Origin of the sequence: Streptomyces sp. NPDC088910 (assembly GCF_044749865.1) — a bacterium.
Classification (GTDB): Bacteria; Actinomycetota; Actinomycetes; order Streptomycetales; family Streptomycetaceae; genus Actinacidiphila.
The window spans coordinates 104,649-125,085 of the sequence record NZ_JBIVIV010000002.1 but is presented as its reverse complement, the minus strand read 5'-3'; the positions used below and the strand labels follow the sequence as shown (position 1 = coordinate 125,085).

At 70.9% G+C, this 20,437-nt stretch carries 16 protein-coding genes and 1 pseudogene; 13 read left to right on the top strand and 4 right to left on the bottom strand.

The genetic code is table 11. The features are described from left to right. Positions 1-487: 487 nt before the first annotated feature. Positions 488-934 carry a universal stress protein gene (locus ACIP4Z_RS05105; protein ID WP_401305198.1) on the bottom strand — a complete coding sequence of 149 codons (447 nt, stop codon included), beginning with the start codon at positions 932-934 and terminating at the stop codon, positions 488-490. Positions 935-1,169: 235 nt separating this feature from the next. Here ACIP4Z_RS05105 and ACIP4Z_RS05100 point away from each other — a divergent pair, with 235 nt between their 5' ends. The 8 genes from ACIP4Z_RS05100 to ACIP4Z_RS05065 all read left to right on the top strand — a co-directional run bounded on the left by ACIP4Z_RS05100 (position 1,170) and on the right by ACIP4Z_RS05065 (position 10,684). Continuing rightward, positions 1,170-1,970, top strand: coding sequence for a VOC family protein (locus tag ACIP4Z_RS05100; protein ID WP_401305196.1), 801 nt, complete (start codon positions 1,170-1,172; stop codon positions 1,968-1,970). A 213-nt stretch (positions 1,971-2,183) separates the two neighbouring features. Continuing rightward, positions 2,184-2,693: a signal peptidase II gene (locus ACIP4Z_RS05095; RefSeq protein WP_401305194.1), complete on the top strand. Its 510-nt coding sequence runs from the start codon at positions 2,184-2,186 to the stop codon at positions 2,691-2,693. A 406-nt stretch (positions 2,694-3,099) separates the two neighbouring features. Then, positions 3,100-3,852, top strand: a complete 753-nt coding sequence (gene uppS, locus ACIP4Z_RS05090; protein WP_401305192.1) for a polyprenyl diphosphate synthase — start codon at positions 3,100-3,102, stop codon at positions 3,850-3,852. A gap of 392 nt (positions 3,853-4,244) precedes the next feature. Next, complete coding sequence (locus ACIP4Z_RS05085) at positions 4,245-5,693, top strand: oxygenase MpaB family protein (RefSeq protein ID WP_401305981.1); 1,449 nt, start codon at positions 4,245-4,247, stop codon at positions 5,691-5,693. Positions 5,694-5,823: 130 nt separating this feature from the next. Next, positions 5,824-6,498 (top strand): Crp/Fnr family transcriptional regulator, encoded by a 675-nt coding sequence (locus ACIP4Z_RS05080; RefSeq protein ID WP_401305190.1) that lies wholly within the window; start codon positions 5,824-5,826, stop codon positions 6,496-6,498. 180 nt (positions 6,499-6,678) lie between these two features. Continuing rightward, positions 6,679-7,617 carry a hypothetical protein gene (locus tag ACIP4Z_RS05075; RefSeq protein ID WP_401305188.1) on the top strand — a complete coding sequence of 313 codons (939 nt, stop codon included), beginning with the start codon at positions 6,679-6,681 and terminating at the stop codon, positions 7,615-7,617. Then, positions 7,614-9,707 (top strand): hypothetical protein, encoded by a 2,094-nt coding sequence (locus ACIP4Z_RS05070; protein ID WP_401305186.1) that lies wholly within the window; start codon positions 7,614-7,616, stop codon positions 9,705-9,707. Before ACIP4Z_RS05075 ends, ACIP4Z_RS05070 begins: the two co-directional genes overlap by 4 nt. Positions 9,708-9,751: 44 nt before the next feature. Continuing rightward, positions 9,752-10,684, top strand: coding sequence for a hypothetical protein (locus ACIP4Z_RS05065; RefSeq protein ID WP_391042370.1), 933 nt, complete (start codon positions 9,752-9,754; stop codon positions 10,682-10,684). Between the two features lie 39 nt (positions 10,685-10,723). Here ACIP4Z_RS05065 and ACIP4Z_RS05060 read toward each other — a convergent pair. After that, positions 10,724-11,162: pseudogene (locus tag ACIP4Z_RS05060) on the bottom strand (hypothetical protein). 222 nt (positions 11,163-11,384) lie between these two features. Here ACIP4Z_RS05060 and ACIP4Z_RS05055 point away from each other — a divergent pair. Next, positions 11,385-14,621, top strand: a complete 3,237-nt coding sequence (locus ACIP4Z_RS05055; RefSeq protein ID WP_401305184.1) for a family 78 glycoside hydrolase catalytic domain — start codon at positions 11,385-11,387, stop codon at positions 14,619-14,621. A 487-nt stretch (positions 14,622-15,108) separates the two neighbouring features. Here the strand turns inward: ACIP4Z_RS05055 and ACIP4Z_RS05050 are convergent, their stop codons facing one another. Further along, positions 15,109-15,474, bottom strand: coding sequence for a hypothetical protein (locus ACIP4Z_RS05050; RefSeq protein WP_355336472.1), 366 nt, complete (start codon positions 15,472-15,474; stop codon positions 15,109-15,111). A gap of 259 nt (positions 15,475-15,733) precedes the next feature. Between ACIP4Z_RS05050 and ACIP4Z_RS05045 the strand changes: the two genes are divergently transcribed. The 3 genes from ACIP4Z_RS05045 to ACIP4Z_RS05035 are packed head-to-tail and all read left to right on the top strand — an operon-like array spanning position 15,734 to position 17,428. Next, positions 15,734-16,018 (top strand): hypothetical protein, encoded by a 285-nt coding sequence (locus ACIP4Z_RS05045; protein WP_401305182.1) that lies wholly within the window; start codon positions 15,734-15,736, stop codon positions 16,016-16,018. After that, entirely contained in the window at positions 16,015-17,010 is a 996-nt protein-coding gene (locus ACIP4Z_RS05040) for a hypothetical protein (RefSeq protein ID WP_401305180.1), read from the top strand. The genes ACIP4Z_RS05045 and ACIP4Z_RS05040 overlap by 4 nt, the downstream gene beginning before the upstream one ends. 37 nt (positions 17,011-17,047) lie before the next feature. Next, entirely contained in the window at positions 17,048-17,428 is a 381-nt protein-coding gene (locus tag ACIP4Z_RS05035) for a roadblock/LC7 domain-containing protein (protein ID WP_355336469.1), read from the top strand. Positions 17,429-17,767: 339 nt separating this feature from the next. Here the strand turns inward: ACIP4Z_RS05035 and ACIP4Z_RS05030 are convergent, their stop codons facing one another. Then, positions 17,768-19,234, bottom strand: coding sequence for a macro domain-containing protein (locus tag ACIP4Z_RS05030; RefSeq protein ID WP_401305177.1), 1,467 nt, complete (start codon positions 19,232-19,234; stop codon positions 17,768-17,770). Between the two features lie 322 nt (positions 19,235-19,556). Here ACIP4Z_RS05030 and ACIP4Z_RS05025 point away from each other — a divergent pair, with 322 nt between their 5' ends. Then, complete coding sequence (locus ACIP4Z_RS05025; RefSeq protein ID WP_401305175.1) at positions 19,557-20,387, top strand: macro domain-containing protein; 831 nt, start codon at positions 19,557-19,559, stop codon at positions 20,385-20,387. The last annotated feature ends 50 nt before the right edge of the window (positions 20,388-20,437 follow it).

The following is a 20,437-nucleotide window of genomic DNA, read 5'->3' as shown; positions in this document are numbered from 1 at the left end:
CGCCCAGCCGGATTACCGGTCGTTGACGTGCTGATGGATCCAGACGGCAATCTGGACGAGCCACCAGCCCATGCGTAATCGATCGGTAGTCCGCAGCCTCTTCGGCCTGCGGTGACGCGCCACTGCACTGCTCCTCTCTCCGGACACCGCCGAATGCGATGTACGGAGAGGGCACCAGCGTCCAGGCGCCCGGTTGACGGTCAGGTTACGTGGCCGTACTCTCCGTGTCCGGCGGTCGGGGAATTGCCCCGCTTGACCGTTTCTGCCGGTGCCGTCGCTTGTTTTCCGGTGCCGCCGCCTGTCCTCCGGTGGTCCCGCTTGTCCTCCGGTGCTGCTGCTTGTCCTCGGTGGCGCCGCCCCCGTCCGCGTACGGCTTCGGGCGCGGCTCCGCGTAAGGCTCCCGGTACGACGCTGCCCGCCGTCCCCGGCCGGGTGCGGAACCGGGGGTGGCGGGCAGTGGGGCGATCCGGAAAGGGGAAGGGGCAGGTCAGGCGGTGGCCCCGGCCTCGCTGTGGACCAGCAGGACCGACACGGGAGACGCCTTCGCGACGGCGCGGCTGACGCTCGGGTGCAGAAGCGCGGAGATGCCGCTGTAATGGCCGGGGCCGACGGCGATGAGGTCGCTGCCGAGGGCTTCGGCGCGCTCGACGAGTATCGCGGCCAGGTCCTCGGTCAGGCCCTCGTCCACCTCGCCGTCGGCGGTGATGCCGTCCGCGCGCAGCCGCGCGAGCGCGTCGTCCACGACCTTGCGGCTCTCGGCGCTCTCCTCCACCGGCACCACTGTGCTGGTGATCCCCCCGGAGATCACCTGCGACGGCCGGATGTGGATGACCTGCACCGTCCCGCCGGTCAGCTTGGCGAGCGCCGACACCGCGTCGAGGACGGCACTGCCGTGGGCCGAACCGTCGACAGCGGCGAGGATCTTCTTGTACATGGGGTCAACTTCCTTGTCCGAAGGGGTCTCACGGGAGGTGCGGCCTCCGTACTCCCTCAGCCTCCGGCCGCCGGGCGCGCATTCCCGGATCGGTGGTGACCATGGCCACTTCGTACGTTTCCGCTCTCCGTCGCCCGTCACCGTTCCCTCGCCGTGCGGGGAGCGCGAGGACTGACTAGCGTGGAGACGTACGTAAGTGACGTACGTCACATTCGTTGGGACGGAGTCGCGGGTCATGACTGATTTCCCGGAAGGCGCACCGTGCTGGGTGGACGCCATGTTCGTGGACCTGGAAGGGGCCAAGCGTTTCTACGCCGACGTGCTGGGCTGGACGTTCGGGGAGAGCGCGAGCGAATTCGGCGATTACGCGCAGGCGTTCTCGGACGGGGAGGCCGTCGCGGGCGTGGTCCCGCCGATGCCGGGAGAAGAGGGGAAGTCGGCCTGGAACCTGTACTTCGCCACCCCGGACGCGGCGGCGACCGCGGAGAAGGTGAAGGCGGCGGGCGGCGAACTGCTCATGGAGCCCATGCAGGTGGGCCGGCTCGGCACGATGGCGCTGGCCAAGGAGCCGACCGGCGCGGCCTTCGGGCTCTGGCAGCCGGATCAGCACAAGGGCTTCGCGAAGGTGGGCGAGCCGGGCGCCTTCTGCTGGGCCGAGTTCTTCACGCGCGAGCCCGACGTCACGGATGCCTTCCTGACGAAGGCGTTCACGTACTCCGCGCAGCAAATGACCGACGCCGGGGTGGACTTCAAGGTCTTCAAGGTCGGCGGCAGCCCGAATCCGGTGCTCGGCCGCATGACCATGGGTGACGAATTCCCGCCGGAGGTACCGGCGTACGTGAACGTCTACTTCGCGGTCGGCGACTGCGACGCCGCCGTACAGAAGGCCGTCGACCTCGGCGCCACCCTCCGCTTCGGCCCGATGGACAGCCCCTACGGCCGGTTCGCCGCCGTCACCGATCCGCAGGGCGCGAACTTCTCGGTCATCGACACCGCGCGGACGGTGGGGGAGATGCCGGCGCCGGCGGAGGCGTAGGGGTTTCGCCGCCGCTTGTCCGCCGGGCCAGGGTGGCGCGGGCGCGGGGCGGGACCGGTCTCGGGGGCGTGCGGGCGGCAGGTCGGCGCGGGCGCGGGGCCGGACCGGTCCCGGAGGCGTACGGGCGGCAGGTCGGCGCGGGTGCGGGCCCGGGTTTCGGCGGGCGGCCACGTACGCTCGATGGGGGACGGGGCTGGGATCGGGAGGTGTGCGGTGCGGCGTACGTACCTGCTGTGGGCGACCGCGGCCGTCGGGCTCGTGGTGGACCAGACCACGAAGGCCGTCGCGGCGGTCGTGGTCGAGGGGCACGAGGCCAGCCACGCGTTCGGCGGCGCTGTGACCTTCACCGCCATCCGCAACTCCGGCGCGGCCGGTTCCTTCGCACCCCGCGCCACCCTCGTCTTCACCTTCCTCGCCCTCTGCGTCCTCGTCTTCATCGCCCGCGTCGCCCCCGCCGTCCGCTCCACCGGCTGGGCCCTCGGCCTCGGCTTCCTCTTCGCGGGCGCGGGCGGCAACCTCGCCGACCGGCTCTTCCGCACCCCCGCCTTCGGCCGCGGCGCCGTCCTCGACTTCATCCAGGTCGGCAACGGGGGCATCTTCAACCTCGCCGACCAGTGCGTCACGGCCGGCGCCCTCTTCGTCCTCGTCCAGGCCTTCCGCGGCGTTCCGATGCGCGCCGCCAAATCTCCTGGCGGAGAGCCGGACGCGGTGGGCAGCGCGTAGCCCACTGGCGGGTCGCCGTCTTGACGCGCGTCCCGGGCTGGACGCGGGCCCGTCCTTCCACGGCCACGTGGTGCGGCCTCGCCTTGACGCGGCCCCGTCCTTCTGCGGCCTCTTGGCGCGGCCTCTCCTTTACGTGCCACGTAATTCCTGGTCAGGGAGCAGGGCGTCAGGGAGTCAGGCGGCGCTGTCTCTGCGCGCCCCGGTGTGCCTTCGCCCGCGTGTCGCGGAGGCGGGGAATCGGACTGGCGTGCCATGGGTGAATATGCGCGGATCGGGATGTGCCGGAGGCCAAGTGCCAGGACTCTGTGAGGTGTTGATCCAATTGCGGTGACGGTGACGGCCGGGGGCACCTGTGACGGTGGAGCGAGACAGCGGCACTTCGGTCGTATGGGACACCGGAGTCCGCGTGGGCAGACAGCCGCGACGGGCCACGTCACCGACCCCGGCCCCGCGGCACGTCGCGTGTGTGATGGACGGGAACGGCCGCTGGGCGGAGAGCCGTTCGCTGCCGCGGACGGCGGGCCACCGCGCGGCGGAGACGACGGTGATCGACGTCATCGAGGCGGCGCGCGGAGCCGGGGTGGAGTGGCTGAGCCTGTACGCGTTCTCCACCGAGAACTGGAGCCGCCCGAGCAACGAGGTCGACTACCTGATGCGCCTGGTGCGCCGCGTCGTACGCAAACACGCGGCACTCCTGCACGCGCGCGGCATCCGCTGCCGCTTCCTCGGCGTCGCCGACCCGAGAATCCCGGCCCCGCTGGCCCGCGACTTCGCCGACCTGATGACACTCACCCGCACGAACCGCGGCATGACCCTGACCGTCGCGTTCGACCACGGCGGACGCGGCGACATCGTCGAGGCGGCCCGCTCCCTGATCCGCAGCGGGGTGTCCGCCGACGCCGTGGACGAGAGCCACTTCGCCGCACACCTGCCCTTCCCCGACACACCCGACGTCGACCTCGTGATCCGGACCTCCGGTGAACAGCGCATCTCCAACTTCATGCTCTGGCAAGTCGCTTACGCGGAATGGACCTTCCCCTCGGTGCTCTGGCCCGACTTCCGCGCGCCGCACTTCCTGGAGTGCCTGCACACATACCAGCAACGCAAGCGCCGCTTCGGCGGCGTGCCGCCGCACGCGAACGGAGAGTCCCGCACGTGACGGAGACAGGCAGTAGCAGCAGCATCAACCGGCCTTCCAAGCGCGTGCGTTCGCGGGCGGCCGGGGGGACCGGGGCGGTCGGGGCGGCCGAGGCGGTCGGCACCGTGAAGCCGGACGCGGCGAAGCGGAAGGCGGTGAAGCCGCGGGCCGTGAAGCCGGACGTCGTCGAACCGCGGGCCGTCAAACCGAGGGCCGTGAAGCCGAAGCCGGTGAAGCAGGCGAAGCCGGTGAAGCCGAGAGCGTCGAAGCCGGACGCCGTAGCACCGGACGCCGTAGGACCCGATCCGGTAGCACCCGATCCCGTAGCACCGGACCCCGTAGCACCGGACCCCGTAGCACCGGACCCGGTCAAGCCGCCGGCAGGGCCACCTCCGGCGGCGCCCGCCCCGCGGATCGAATCCCTCTTCGGCCCCGACTCCCAGTTCCACCGCTTCTTCAACGACCCCCGCTGGGGCCTGGCGGTGATCAGGGCGACGGTCCTGGAGGCGGCGCACCCGCAGATCGGCGCGGCCCTGGCCGACAACTCCACCTTCGTCGCGCACCCGTGGCGGCGGCTGCGCAACACCCTCGTCAGCCTCCAGCGGATGTTCGGCGCGGACGACGCGGTACGGCAGCGGGAGGCGGCGCGCCTCAACCGCCTGCACGCGCGGCTCAACGGCGCGGACGCCCGGCACCGTCCGTACGACGCGATGGACCCCGAGGTCCGCGCGTGGGTGGTCGCGACGCTCTTCGAGAGTTCGGTCACGATGTGCCGGCTGAGCGGGCAGCCGCTCGACCAGACGACGATGGAGCAGCTCTACGCCGAATTCCAGGCGTTCCTCGGTGCCTTGGGGGACCCGGCAGGTCAACTGCCCGCCACACTTCCGGAGTTCTGGCAGTACTTCGACCGCATGGTCGAGGAGAAGCTGGAGAACACCGAGGCGCTGCGCATCATCCTCTACAAGCTCTTCGACCACCTCCCCGCGCCGCCCCTGCTGGACGGCCTGCCCACCGTCTGGGCGGCGGGCCGCGCGCTTGCCGGGCCCGTCATCGGGCAGATCACCGTCGCGTCCCTCCCCGAGCCCTTCCGCCGCCGCGCCGGTCTGCCCGAGATCCCCGGCGCCCAGACGCTGATGCAGGGCGCCTACATGGCCGCCGGCCTGGCCCGCTTCCTCCCCGAGGGCTGGATCAGGACCGAGACCCTCACCAACCTGATGGCCCTCACCTCCGACAGCGACGACCCCGCCTACGCCACGGTCACCGCCGTGCGCGACCGTATGAAGCAGGCGGGCGCCTTCATCCGCCTCGTCACGCCCTTCCCCGCCCAGCGCGAGTCCGCCGACGACGGCCCCACCGCCACCGGCGCCTCCGCCACGGGCGGATCGCGGCGCAGCGCCGACGAGTTCTTCACCGAAGTCCTCGACCAGACCGGCGACGGCTTCCTCGACTGGCCCGATCTCGCCGCCATGGCCCGTGAGTTGTCCTCCCGCCTCGACCTCGACGAGCCCCAGGAGACCAAGCTCTACAACGCCTACGCCGACTGGTGGCGCGAACTCCAGTCCGCCCTCGACACCGACGGCGACGGCCGCGTCAGCAGAGCCGAATACACCGCCGCCGCCCCCACCCTCGCGGGCCCCGCCCTCATCCGCGTCGCCGAAGTCCTCTTCGACGTCACCGACAAGGACGGCAACCAGACCATCGACGCCACCGAATACCGCGCCCTCTTCCGCACGGCCTTCACCCGCACCGTCCCGGCCACCGCCTCCACCTACACCCGCTCCGCCTTCATCACCGACTTCCTCACCTTCATGTCCGCCCGCCACCGCTCCACCCCCTACGACCCCCTCCTCGCCGACGCCTGACATCCCCCGCGCGGGGAACCGTTCGACGCCCGCTTACATCTGTCGCGTTCCGGGAGTAGAACCTTCTGTGACGCCACGGCCCCGGTCCGTGATCGCACGTACAGGTTCGTCGGTTCGAGGGAAGGTCCCCGTGCTGCCAGCGGAGCCGTGGCGCGACGTCATGAGCCAAGGGACGACACGGCGGTTTCGCCCGCGCAGCGTGATGCTGCGGCAGGGCGATCCCGGGACACATCTTTTGGCTCTCACCACCGGAATCGCGAAGGTTGTGAGCCGGGACCATCAGGGGGTCACGACACTGCTCGCCTTCCGCGGACCGGGTGACCTGCTGGGCGAGGTGTCGGTCTTTGACGGCAGGACGCGGATCGCCGATGTGATCGCGCTCAGCCCGTGCACGGCGGTGGTCCTGGAGGCCGAGCGCTTCCGTGCCTACGTCGAGCGGCATGGGCTGGTGATCGACCTGATGCGCCAAGCCATGCACCGGCTGCGTGAATCGGATCTGCTGCGCGCCGAGTTGCTCACCCTTCCCCTGGTGACCCGCCTCGCGCGCACGTTGGTGCGACTGGTCGAACTGGCGGGCTCGGGTCACGGTCGACCGATATCAGTACCGGCCACGGCACAGCCGGGCTTGCCGGTCCGGTTGACCGGCCTCACGCAGGAAGAACTCGCCCAGTCCATCGGAGTGACCAGGAACGCCGTGGGCGTGGCGCTGCGCACCTTACGTGACGCCGGCGCAGTGGAGACGGCGCGACGGTCGATCGTGATCAAGGACCTGGACGGGTTACGGACGTGGGCCGATACGGCCTGACGTCCCGTCGGCCCGCTCTCCGGTCAGCCCTTGAAGGAGACGTGTCCGCTGTGACCGCGGTCACTCGCGGAGTGCCCTGCGCTGTGCAGAACGGCTCAAGACGTACGCGAATGCTGGGAGTCGGCCGCCAACCGGCAGTTGCACCGTCCAGAGCATCCGTCCGACGTCAGGAGCACACCTGTGAGCGTGACCGTTCCCGCCCCCTGGTCGCAGAGCCGACCGTTGCCTCCCTACCGCGCCCTCCTCGCGGTCGACGCGAAGGACTTCACCGGACTTCCGTCCGTTCTGCACGCCCCGGTGAGTGAGCTGATTCCCGAACTCGTCGATCGCGCACTGGAAAAGGCGGAGCTCAAGGACTTGAGGGACGCGAAGCGATTCCCGGCGAGTACGGGCGACGGCATCGTCTTCGGCTTCGACCCGACACATCTGCCCTATGTTCTCTGGCCGTTCCTGCCCGTACTCGACGAGATTCTCGGTCAGTACAACAGCTCCGAGGTGGGGCCGCGGATCAGGCTGCGGGCCAGCGTGCACGTCGGTCCGGTGCCGGACGCGGACGCCCCGGGCGACGGCAACGGCACCCCTCGCAACGACACACACAGGTTGCTGGACTCCCGGCAGGTCAAGGCGATGCTCGCCAATGCCAGCGAGCAGACCACGCACGTTGTCGCGATCCTCTCCAACCGTGTCTATGAGGATGCCGTAATCGGCGGATACACACAGTTGCACCCGGACCGCTGCACGGAGGTGCCCGCGACAGTGGACGGCAAGAACTTCGCCCAGCGGGCTTGGCTCTATGTCCCTTCGCCATCCGGGAACCTGCTCAGTGCGGGAGTTCCGGCGAGGGAGGAGCTCAAAGAGGCCCCCTCTGCCGACAGCGCTGACGCAGCGGTTGGTGCCCCGGCCGCTTCGGCAACGCCGGGTGTGCCACCGGCGGCCACGTATCACCGCAACAGCCAGGAAGTGGGAGACGGCAGCGCCGCGCTCATGGGGGGTGTGGGCGGGGACTTCAACTTCACGGGCCGGTCCACAACCCATCGCGCAGCCAACCAGCACTGGGGCAGCGGCGACAACGTCTCCGGCTCCAAGCACGTCGGCGGCGGTGCCGAGGACGACCGGTGACCGCGGAAACCGCAGACGCGCACGAAGTGCGCGGCGAGTGGGACATACCGCACCCTCGGGCCGAGGACGGCTCCGCCCCGGCGCCCCAGCCCGCCGGGTCGGCTTCGTACCAGGGCAATCGGCAGCAGGTGGGCGCCGGTGCCGCAGCTCACATGGGCAATGTGGGACGAGACCTGAATCTTCTCATCTTCCGCGACGGCGAAGAAGCAGCCGAGAACATCCTCACCCCACGGCTACGCGAAGGCGCATACTCCGCAGCGGAGATCGAGGACCGGCTGCGCGGCTTTGTCGAGCCCCCGTCGTATCCCCGATGCCGTGCGGTGCTGGAGGACCGCGTTCTCCTGTTGCGGGGCGCCCGCGGCGCTGGTGCGGCCACCGCGGCGTTCGCCCTGCTCCGTGAGCGGTTCGGCGCCGACGGCATCACCGGCCTCGATGCCGGACAGGACCTGGCCCGCTGGCGTCCGTCCGCACCGCGTGGCTACATCCTCGCGGGCGCCACACCGCAGACCGTCGACGCGCTCAACGATGTCGTGCTGAGCGCGATGGCCGGTCATCTGGTCCACGCCGGAGCCGCTTTGGTGATCGTGGTGGACGACGATCTCGCCCAGTCGGTGAAAGCGCGAAATCGGCTGGTGGACCATGTGCGTCCGCGGGCGTACGACGTCGCCGCAGGACACCTGAAGTCCGCCGTGGAATCAGGTGAGTTGTCGCCGGATCACCTCTCATCCGCCTGGTCGTACCTCGATGACCCGGTGTTCGCCGGATACCTCGACGCGGACCAACTTCCGCAGTCCGGGGTGGATGTCGCCGAGGAACTGCGAGCCGTGGCGGCCGGCGCCCAATCAGTGGAGAAGGCTGTCACCAACCTGAGTCAGGGCGGCGCGGACGAGGTGTGCCAATCTCTGGACCAGGTGGCCGGTAAGCCGGACGAACTGGCACTGCTCGCGGCGGTCGCCCTTCTGCACGGGGAGGACCGCCAGTCGGTACAGACGTACGCGGCGGCGCTGCGCGAGCGCCTCGGTAGGTGGGACACCACGCATGACCGAGCCGTCGACCTCGACGGCGACCGTACGCGTGTCCGCGATGTGCTTGTGCCCGATGTCCACGGTGCCCGGCCGCCGAACGTGCTGGGACCAAGCTTCGAAAGTCGGCTGGCGTGTGTGGAGGCGCGACTCCTGCCACGCCGACTGGTCCCCGGCGACAGTTCCAACTACTGGTCCCAAGCCGTCGACTTCCCGGCCAGGCACCGTGCGGACCAGGTGCTCCGGCAACTCTGGTGGGATCGGGCGGGCATGGAAACCCACCTTTGCGCGGTCCTTCTCAGCCGCGAGTACCAGCCCGGATACGACCTGACCGCCGGGCGGTCGATCGGGCGGGTTCTCTGCCATGCCACCGGTACCAGGCCGCTCCAGCCGCTCCAGGCGTTCGCGAAGTCGGGCCTGCGCTGGCGCCGTCGGCTGGCGGCATACGCCCTCGGCGAGGCGGCGCAGAACGAACAGATGGTCGGCAGGGTGACGGCACAGGTGCGGGATTGGAGTCGGGTCGTCGATGTCAATCTCCGCTGCACAGTGGCGGAGACCTGCGCGGGCAGCTTTGGCCTGGGTCGCCCGGGTACCGCCCTGCAACTGCTGCACAAGGTGCTCGACGGCCCCGTCGAGCAGGAGACCGTCAGGAGACTCTACGCGGCCGTGTCCTTCGCGCTGAGGGCCCTCCTGACGGAGTCGGCAAACCGGGATCCGGTACTGCGCCGACTGGCCGAATGGTCCACCGCGCAGGTCGGCACCGGCCACCATGCCTACGCCGTGTACGTAATGGAACAACTCGGCCGCAGCGCCGTCGACGGTGGTCAGCGCACCGGCGCTCTCAAGCTGCGGCTCTCCGAACTGGTCGTGGAGCAGCCGGAGGCATTGGTTCCCCTGGTGATGGCGGCGTTGGAGAGTCCGGGCACGGACACCGTGATGTCAGCGGCGCTGACGGCCGTCGGCGAATCGCCCGACAGTCGCCACCGCGTCGCGCTGGCCGCCTTGCTCGAAACTCTCGCCGCCGAATCCACCGGGCGGCCGGGTGTTGTCGCCTTTCTCCTCACTTGATACCACGCCCACTCTGCCGTCAGTCCTGCCGAATGGAGTCGCACATGAACGAGTCGCAGGTCTACGAGCCGCTGGTCGAAATGCCCACCTCCTCAGCGCTGTCGTGCCTGATCGCACTCCGGTGGAGTCGCGCCGTCCAGGCCCGCGCACTCGTGCTGTTGGACCCGAACGGGGAGGACCTCGTCGCCTACCCGAAGGACCGCGCGCCGGTGGGCTGGCACCCTCGGCTCGGCCTGATGAGCGCCTGGCGAGCGCCTGCGAGCGACGCGCGATGGGTGTCGCTGCGAGTACGCGAGTGCCAGGTGGAACCGCGGACTCGCGGTCGGGATTCGGGCGGCGAGTCCGGCCGAACGTATCCCCAGGGCCTGGCATGGTGGGTGAGCGATCCCGCCGTGGTCGCCCGACTCGCCCTCACCGAGGACGAGATGGTCCGGCGGATCGTCGAAAGCGCCTCGCTCAGTGGCGTCTGGCCCGGCCTGTCCGACGCGAGCCCTTCCCCCTTCAGCTCGGGGCGCCATGATCCCGGTAAGCCCTACCGCCTGGATCCACTGGGCGTCTCCTTCCGCTTCCGGCCGGGGCGCCCGGCCCTGTCGCCGCCACCGGCCCCGCCCGCGCTGCCGTCGCTGTGGGGGGCGGACCAGCACGAGGCGTACCGGTTCTATCGCGACGTTGTGGGCGGGGGTCCCCACGGCCTGGCGGCTCTGTGGCTGCTTTACCACCCGGACCAAGCCAAGGACGTCCTGCAATGGACTGTGGATCACCAGGGGTTGCTCGATGCCTCGGACAGTTGGGAGCACTCCTTGGCTTCGATGCTCCGGGAACTGACGGGAACTCATCGAGCCTTCATCGGCGTCAAGTTCGCGGAGATCCTCAGTGCGACTGGTGTGCCGCACGGCGAGGAGACGTTGGACCGAGTTCGCCGGGCGCAGGCCGCGGCGCCCGTGGACGCTCCAGGAGACTCGGCGTGGAGGTCGTAGGACCCGTCAGGCGAACTTGGCACTCTGGGCACGGCCCCATCACTCGCCCCTGTCGGGCAGTCGGCTCAGCCACTCGTCGAGCGCCGCGAAGTCCGTTGCCGTGAGGCCGTGGTGGGGGTCGACGCGGTGGAGCAGGGTGGGGGCGGGTCTTCCCGTGGAGGCCGGGGATGTCGTGGCTTTCGGAGGGGTCGGGCCAGGAGACGAAGGGGAGCTGGGGGAGGCCGAGGAGCGGGGAGAGGGAGATGTTGGCCTCGGATTCCCAGGTGGTGGCCCACACCAGCTCGCACGGCAGGGCGCTCAGGCGGGCGCCCAGGGCGGGGTTGACCCGTGCCGGCAGGGGGTTGGCGTCGGGCCCGAGCTGGCTCGTGTAGGTCGGGTAGCCGTCCGGGAGCTGCTTACGCGTCGCGCCGAAGGGGATGAGCGGTCCGTCGACGTCGAGGAAGAGCAGCGGATGGGGGTGCGGGGCGGCGGCGGTCATGGCTGCACGGTGGGCGGTGGAGGTGGGGGATGGGTGGGGGTGTCAGGGTTTCAAATACGTTTCAATTGAGTGGGGTTGATGCTTTGTGGTGGGGCTCTTGACCCTTCGGTGGGTGGCCGCTTAGGTTCGCGGCCACGGACTTGAAACGATTTTTTCGTGGGCGACGCGTGGGGTCGGCGCATGGGGAGATCGTGCCGAAGCAGAGATGCAGAGGAGACCCCGGTGATCGTGCGTGTGGTGACGGCGGTGCTGAGCTTGGTGGTCGTGGGGGTGGCGCCCGCGCAGGCCGGTGGGGCCGGGCACGGCGGCGGGGGCGGCGGGGGCGGCGGGGTGCGGGCCGGGAAGTTGACGGTGGAGCATCAGACCGAGCCGCTCGGGGTGGACGAGGCCAAGCCGCGGCTCGGGTGGACGCTGAGCGCGAGCGGCGACGCGCACGGCGCCAGGCAGACGGCGTACGAGATCGCGGTGTCGAGCACGCGCGACGGCCGCGCGGATGTGTGGGACAGCGGCGAGGTGCGCTCGGCGAAGTCCTTCGATGTCGAGTACGCGGGGCGCCAACTGCGGTCGCAGACGCGGTACTTCTGGCGCGTGCGGGTCTGGGACGGCGCGCACAAGGTGTCACGGTGGAGCCAACCGGCCTCGTTCGAGACGGCGTTCCTCAATCCGGGCCAGTTCAAGGGCGGTTGGATCGGCTCGCCGACGAAACCGGCGACCACGACGCTCACCGGCGCGGACTGGATCTGGTACCCGGAGGGCAAACCGGCCGACTCGGCGCCCGCGGCCACGCGGTACTTCCGCCGCACCGTCGACCTCCCCGCCAACGCCGCCGTCACGGCGGCCCCGTTCGAGCTGACGGCGGACGACAGCTTCGTCCTCTACGTCAACGGCAAGGAGATCGCGCGCTCGCCGCAGGTCAGCAACTCCTGGAGCACGGCCACCGTCACGGACATCGCGGCCGACCTGCGGCCCGGCCGTAACGTCATCGCGGTCCAGGCCGTCAACACCCTCCCCGGCCCGGCCGGGGTGATCGGCACGCTGCACATCGACGGCTCGGCGGGCGTCCCGCCCGACCTCGTCACCGACGCCGCCTGGAAGGCGAGCGACACCGCGCCGACCGGCTGGCAGCAGCCGGACTTCGACGACGCGGCCTGGCCCGCGGCCCTGGAGGCCGCGCATTACGGCGACGCGCCCTGGTACAGCTCGGTCGGCGTCCCGAGCCCGCCCGAGCCGCTGCTGCGCAAGGACTTCACCACCGGCGGCGCGAAGGGCAAGGCCCAGCGCCCCAAGAAGGTCGCGTCCGCCCGCGCCTACGTCGCCGGGCTCGGCTACTACAAGCTCTACCTCAACGGACAGCGCGTCGGCGACCACGAACTCGACCCGGCCTTCACCGTCTACGACAAGACGGTGCTGTACGCGACGTACGACGTCACCAAGTCCCTGCGCGGCGGCGGCAACACGCTCGGCGTGAGCCTCGGCCGCGGGTACTACGCGATGACGAACCCCGACGAGTGGAACGCCTCGCCCTGGCACAGCGAGCCGAAGCTGAAGCTCGAACTCGACATCACCTACACCGACGGCAGCACCCAACAGGTGACCAGCGACGGCAGTTGGCAGGCCGCCGACGGCCCGACGCGCACCGAATCCGTCCTGTACGGCGAGACGTACGACGCGCGGCTCGAACAACCCGGCTGGAACAAGCCGGGGTTCGACGCCACCGCCTGGAAGCCCGCGCTCCCCGTCACCGCCCCGGGCGGCACCCTCCGCGCGCAGGCGTTCCCGCCGATCAAGGTGACCGGCACCCTCCCGGTCAAGCAGGTCACCACGCCCAGGAGCGACGCGACGAGCACCGTCAAGGTGTACGACTTCGCCTCGCCCACGGCGGGTTGGGCGGACACCGCGCTGCGCGGCCCCGCCGGCTCCGTCGTCACGATCACGTACGGCGAGAAGCTGCTCGCCGACGGCACGGTCGACAACGCCGGGCTCCAGACGTACACGTACACGCTCAAGGGTGCGGCGAGCGGCGAGAGTTACCGCCCCAGCTACAGCTACGACGGCTTCCGCTACGTACAGGTCGCCGCGCCCGCGGGCGTCACCGTCACCTCCGTCAAGGGCGAGCGGGTGCACACGGCGGTCACCGCCACCGGCGACTTCAGCAGTTCGAGCGACCTGCTCAACCGCTTCCAGGACGCCCAGGCGAACACGACGCTGAACAACCTGCACTCGATCCCGACCGACACCCCGATGTACGAGAAGCGGCCGTACGACGCGGACGCGCACCTCACCGCCGACTCCGCCATCGCCAACTTCGACATGGAGAACTTCTACGAAAACTGGATGCGCGCCCACCGCGACGACCAGAACGCGGACGGCACGCTCGGCCACACCGTGCCCGGCACCGTCGGCGCCAAGGGCGTGAACGACCCGGTCTGGTCGGCGAGTTTCGTGCTGATCAACTGGGATCTGTACTGGTACTACGGCGACATCCGGCCGCTGGCGGACAACTACGCCGCGATGAAGCTGTGGCTCGACCACTACGAGCAGACCATCGCGAAGACGGGCAACGTCTACACCGGCTTCAGCTACGGCGACTGGGTCGCGCCCGGCGCCGCGTTCCCGCCGGAGGGCACCCGGCTCTCGGGCACCGCGTACATCCACCAGACGGCCACCATGATGGCCAGGATCGCCCGCGCCCTCGGACACGGCGCCGACGCCGCGCACTTCGACGCCTTCGCGACGACGACGGCGAACGCCATCAACGCGAACTTCTACGACGCCAAGGCGAAGGCGTACTACGACAACAAGGACGCGGGCTACCGGCAGACGTCCAACCTGCTGCCGCTCAGCCTCGGCATCGTCCCCGCGTCCGAGCGCGCGGCCGTCGTCGCCAACCTCACGAACGACATCAGGACCCGTGGCCGCCACCTCAACACCGGTGCGCTCGGCACCAAGTTGATCCTCCCCGTCCTCACCGACACCGGCAACGGCGACCTCGCCTACGACGTCGCCACCAACCCCACCTACCCCGGCTGGGGTTACTGGTTCCAGGGCCTCGGCGCCACGACCATGTGGGAGGAGTGGCAGGACACGTCACGCTCCCACGACCACGCCTTCCTCGGCACGGTCGACGACTGGCTCTACCAGTGCGTCGCGGGCATCGAGCCCGCCGCGCCCGGTTACACCCGGATCACGATCCGGCCCCACCCGGTCGGCGACCTCACCGAAGCCTCCGCCCACGTCGAGTCCCCGCTCGGCCGCGTGGCCTCCTCCTGGACCCTCGACCACGGCCGCTTCACGCTCCACGCCACCGTCCCCGTGGGCGCCACGGCCCAGATCCTGGTCCCCGCCCGCACCCGCGCCGCCGTCCACGCCCCCTCCGACGCCCGATTCACCGGCCTGAAGGACGGCTACGCCGCCTACGAGGTCGGACCCGGGGACTACGTCTTCCGCGTCGCCGGCTGACGGCGGAGCGGCGGGGCGGCGCGACGGCGGAGCGGCCCGGCGGCACCGGTCCGCCGCCGGGGCGGCGATATCCGGCCACGGCACCAGGGGCCGGTGAGGGGGCCGCGCGAGGTGGTTCCCGTGGGGAAAGTGGGGCCAGGGCCGGGGGCGGGAGAAATGGATTTCCCGTGCGTGGCGGGGCGCCGCCCCACATGTGTATGCGGCACGGCGCATGCCAAAACACCGTCCCGCGGAATCTGTCGACCGTGTGACGGGCGGGGTGGATGTTTTGGCTGAGGCCGGTTGGGGCCCGCTGGGGCCGGGCTGAGGGAAAAGCGAATTCGGCGGGCGGAAATTCACCGACGGGCAAATTCCGACCGCATATTCCGTCCGGCAGGGCCGGTGGAGCCGGGGGTGCCGGTGGACCCCGGGGAGCCGGTGGACCCGACGCGGCGGATGGAGCAGGTGGAGCAGGTGGAGCGTATGGGGCGGGTGGAGCCGGTGGGGCTCAGACCTCCAGGCCGTTCTCGACCTGCTTGAGCACGTGCCGCGCCAGGGCGAGGTTGGCCCGGCTCCGGTCGAGCGCGAGGTAGAGGAAGAGCGAGCCGGTGCTGCTGCCGAGCAGGCGGATCAGGTGGTACTGGGTGCCCAGCGTGATGAGGATGTCCTCGATCGTGTCGTCGATGGCGAGCATCGACAGCGTGCGGACCTTGGCGCGTACGACCTCGGTGTTGCCCGCCGCCGCCACCTCCAGGTCCAGGCCCCGGCCGCCGCCGAGCGTGCCGAGCGCCATGCCGCTCTCGTAGTCGACGAGCGCGACCCCGATGGCGCCTTCGACGGACATCGCTTCTTTGAGTGCCGACTCAATGTTCACGGGAATTCCCTTGGTTGTGCAGGTCCATGGGTGTCGCGGACCGTACGGGCGAGGATCGGCGTGAGCGGAAAACAGCTATGCGCGATCACAGGTGAAAGAGTTCGGCGTTAAAGTACTCTGCCAGGTGTTCGAAAGTGAAGGGGTGCCTGTGGACGCGCTGGAGTCGGTACTCGGCGAAGTCCTTTCCGCTGCCGGGACGTCAGGGACTGCTGGGACCTCGGGTGCGTCCGGGACGTCCGGTGCGGCCCTGGTCGACGCGGTGACCGGTCTCACATACGCCGAGAGCGGGGACTGCGCGGTGGCCGGAAACGGACCTGAGGTCTGCCATCTGCTGAGCCTCATCGAGGACGGGCTGCACGAGGCGGGAGCGGAGGGCGAGTTGGAGAGCGTGGTGGTGACCGGGCGGCGGACGTACCACGTCGTGCGGGTCGTGGCCCGGCAGGGCGACCCGGTGCTGATCTCCACGGTGCTCGACCGCGCCGACACCAATCTGGCGCTGGCCGCCCGGCACATCGCCACGGCCGCCGAGGGCCTGTTCGCATGACGGCTGACAGCGGGACCGAGCCCGACGACGTGTCCGTGTCCGTGTCCGTGTCCGAGCCCGATCCCTCGCCCGACTCCGACTCCGACCCCGAGCTGCGCGTGCCCCGGAACGTCCCCGCTCTCCTCGCCCAGCTCCGCCAGGAGCGCTTCACCGGAGCCGTCACCGTCGAAGGCGGCCCCGGCGGCACCCTCTTCCTCCGCGAAGGACTGGTCGGCGCCGTCGAGACACCCGCCGCCCCCTCCGCCCGCTCGCTGCTGTTGAAGTCCGGGCGGATCGACGAGCGGGAGTGGGAGGCCGCGCTGGCCGCGCTCCCCGAAAACGGCGAACTGGGAGCGGTGTTGACCGCGCGCGGATCGGTTACGGCGGCGGAGCTGTTCGTCGTCTGCACCGCCGCGCTCTTCGACGGCGCCTTCGCGATGGCCCTGCAACCGGTGACCGGCTGGCGCACCGACCCGGAACGCGGCCCAGGACACGGTCCAGGACGCGGCCCCGAACTGGCCGCCTGGCCCGGCCAGGAGCCCGCCCACCTGACCGAGGAGACCGCGCTGCGACTGCGGACACTGCGCGAAATGGTGCCGTCCGTAGCGGAGTTCGCGCGCGGCGCGGTCCGCGCGGAGGCCAGGTCCGACGCGGACCGTATCGGCGAGCGCGGCCGTACGCTGCTGCTCGCCGCCAACGGCCGCCGCACACCGCGCGATCTCGCGTTCGCGCTGGGGCGCGGGGTGTACCCGGTGATGCTCGACCTGGCCAGGATCGCGACCCGCAGGGCCGCCGCGCGCGACGACGACCCGCTCGCGCCGCGCCCGCTGCTGACCGCGCGGGCCGCCGACCGGCAGTCACCGCCGCCGCCAGGCGCCGACGACAGGCCGCTTCCGCGCCGCCAGCCCGGCGGCCAACTGCCGTCCACACGACCGCCGTCGGAGCGCAAGCCGCCCGGTCACCCCCATCACTCGTCACCGAACCACCCGTCACAGAACAACCTGTTGCCGTGAGCGGGACAGCGACCGGCCTGCCCGAGGAGAGTGCACCATGACCAGTGCCGCCCCTTACGAAGCGCTCGTCGCTTCGCTCAAGTCCCTGCGTGAACGCGTGATGGGCGTCAACGAAACGGTGATCTCCACCTCGGACGGGCTGCTCGTGGCCGCCGACACCGCGACCGTGCAGCCCGAGTCGGTGGCGGCGCTCGCCGCCGCGAGCCTCGGCGTCGGCCGCCGTACGGCGGCGGAGGTCGGTCTCGGCGGGCTGCGCGACGTCGTCGTCCGCTGCAACGGCGGCTACATCGTCGTCCTGTCCGTCGGCGAGCACGCCCTGTTGGTGATCCTCGCCGACGAGGGACTCGACCTGCCGGGCCTCCACCGCGAGTCCCCGGCGACGGTCGACCACCTCGTCTCCCTCCTCAGCGCCGCCTGACGCCTTCGGCCCGGACGACATCCCGGCCCGACACCGCCCGACACGGTCCGGACACCGACACGGTCCCGACACCGACACCGACACCGACACGGACGCGGCCCCGACATCGCCCCGCATCGGAAGCGGGGCGGAAGCGCCCGGCGGGTACCCGCGGAAGCGCCCGCCGCGGTCGACTGAGGTGTGCGCGGCCGGCCGGGCCGACGCCTCGGGCGGGACGGGGACGGGCAGATGGGCGGGTACAGCCGGTCGTACGGTACGGGCTCGGGGACGCGTACGGCTACGGCTACGGCTACGGCTACGGCTACGGCCACGGTCGCGGCGACGACCACGCACCCGCCGTCACTCGGCCAGGTCCGCCCCCGCGAAGGGCTCCGCGATCTTCTCCGCGCGCCCCGCGACAGCCCCCTCCGCGACCCTCTCCACCATCGGCCGCCCACCCGGCTCCGCCACCGCCTCCCCGTACCGCTCCTCGAACCGCCGCTCCACCGGCGACAGATCAGTCCTGCCCAGGTCCTCGGGCCTGATGACGATCCGCAACTCCGGTGTCAGCGCCGCGTATCGACGGCACGCGCCGATGAACGAGTCGACGATCAGGGCTGCGAGCTGACCGCGGTCGAGGTCGGTGACGCGCGCGAGTCCGGAGCCTATGAGCGGGACGGCCAGCGGCTTGAACAGGCCGTGCACGGCCACCGAGGCCCAGAGGCTGTCCAGGCTGGCCCGCAGGTCGTCGTGGCCGGAGTGCGCGACGAGGTCGTTGCCGATCCGCGAATACGCCGTCGCGAAGACCCGCCGTCCGTCCACCGGTACGGCGACGGTCGTGCCCACCGGGTAGCGCACGCGCCGGCCGCGCGGTTTGGCGCGGCTGCTCTCCGTACCGACGGCGGGCACCGCGCGCAGCCCGGCCCGCAGCTTCTCGTCCAGCAGGCGGCGCTGGCCGGCGAAGAGCCGGTCCACGAGCTGGCCCTGGACGCTGCCGCGGCTGATGACGACGTCCTCGTCGGTCGCGGTGTCGAAGGTGTCGGTGAAGCCGACCACCAGATTGGCGTCCGTCTGGTCGAACAGATCGCCCTGCACGAGCACGACGTCCACTTGTCGGCCGGGCAACGGCACCGCGTGGCGCAGCAGTTCGGCGCCGTGCCGCGCGCGCAGGGCGGTCCGCAGGGCTTCGAGCGTGCGGGCCGCGTCCGGGTCGCCGGGATGCTCGCGGGCGATCAACTCGGCCACCGGCAGGGCGAGATCGGGGCGGCCGAGTTCGGTGCGGGAGCGGACCAGGCCGCGCCGGGCGGAGTCCTGGAGCGCGGTGAGCCGCCGGACGAAGTCGACGGCGAACGCCTCCCCGTTGACCTCGGCAAGCGGCCGTCCGCGCACCATGCCCAGCGCCTCGGCCAGCCGGTGGGCCGCGGTCGCGGGCGGCGCGAGCAGCGCCTCGCCGACGACCGCCGTGAACCGCGCGCTGTCCAACTCCTCGGCGCGCGGCACCAGTCGGTACGCGGTCTCCGCGCCGCCCACGGTGACCTGCTGCTCGGTCCGCAGCAGCCGGGCGGCCGTGCCGTCCTGACCCGGATCGAGGGCGCGCCGCAACTCCAGGACACGCTTTTGCACCTCGTTGCGATTGCGCTGTGCCTGGTGCCGCGGCTCGTCGGCCAGCCCCCAGACGTCGCGGCGCAGTTGACGTACGGGAACGGCCTCGCCCTCGGCGGCCACCAGCCGGACCAGCAGCCGGGTCGTGAGCGGTGTCAGCCGTACCGGAAGACCGTCGACTTCGAGCAGTACGGGCCCCAGCACATTTATCCGAACGTGCGTCATTGCTTTCCCCACCCGTTTCCGCCTCCCTCGACGCAAACTCCCGGAGGCGAATGCCAGATTATCAAGCCGCCTTGGAAAAACCATGAGTTCCGCTGATCCCACAGGCCCGGTTCCGGCCCTCCCGCCGACAGGGGTGCGGCGCAGGATGCGCGTGCGCGCGCGGTTACGCGTGCGGTTACGGCGCGGATCGCCTACCGGGCCGCGTTCCCCGTCGCTTCCCCCGCCGCGTTCTCCGTCGCGTTCTCCGTCGCGTTCCGTGTTACGGACTCGGCTCCGCGCTCGCTTACGGTTGCGTGTGGCGCGGCGCGCCCGGCAGATCTTCGTGCGCAATGCCATTGCGGCATTCGGCGGAATATCCGCGGTCCTCCAGTTCGTGGGGCAGCTCTTTCCCCAGAGCTTTCCCGATCCGGCCCCGGTGACCGCGGCATCGGTGGCGGCCTGCGTGCTGTGGGGCATCGGCAGGGCCCGGCCGGTCACGCGCGTGCGGCAGGAGTTCCGGCGCCCCGACATGACGGTGGTGGTCGAGGAGGGCGACCTGTTCGAGCAGGCCGCGCACCTCGTGATCGGCTTCACCGACACCTTCGACACCGCCCCCGAGGGCGGCCTGGTCATCAACGAGGACAGCGTCCAGGGGCAGTTGCTCGCCCGCCGCTACGACGACGACCTCCCGCGCCTGGACGCCGAGTTGGACGCGGCCCTCGGCGCGGTGACGCCCGTCGCGCGCGAGGACCGGGCCCGCAAGCCGCTGGGCAAGCTGGACCGCTACCCGATCGGCACGGTGGCGGTCCTCGGCACCCGCCCGCGGCTGACGTTCGCGGCGGCGTACAGCCGTATCGGCAACGACTACGTGGCCGCGTCCAGCGTGGAGGACCTCTGGTTCAGCCTCAACCGGCTCTGGGACACAGTGAGCCGGTACGCGCGCCCGGAGGCGGTGGCGATGCCGCTGGTCGGTTCGGGGCTGTCCCGTCTCGACTACCTCGACCAGGACAGCCTGTTGCGGCTGATCCTGATGTCGTTCATCGCCAGGTCCCGCGAGGGCGCGGTCTGCTGTGAGCTTCGGGTGGTGGTCCGGTCCGCGGACCTGGAGCGCGTCAATATGCCGGAAGTGGCCGCTTTCCTGCGGACATTGGCGTCGGGCGTCGACCGCGCGTAAGGCGGACGCCGGATGGCGCGTGCGGACCGTACGAGAAGGGGCGGCCGGTC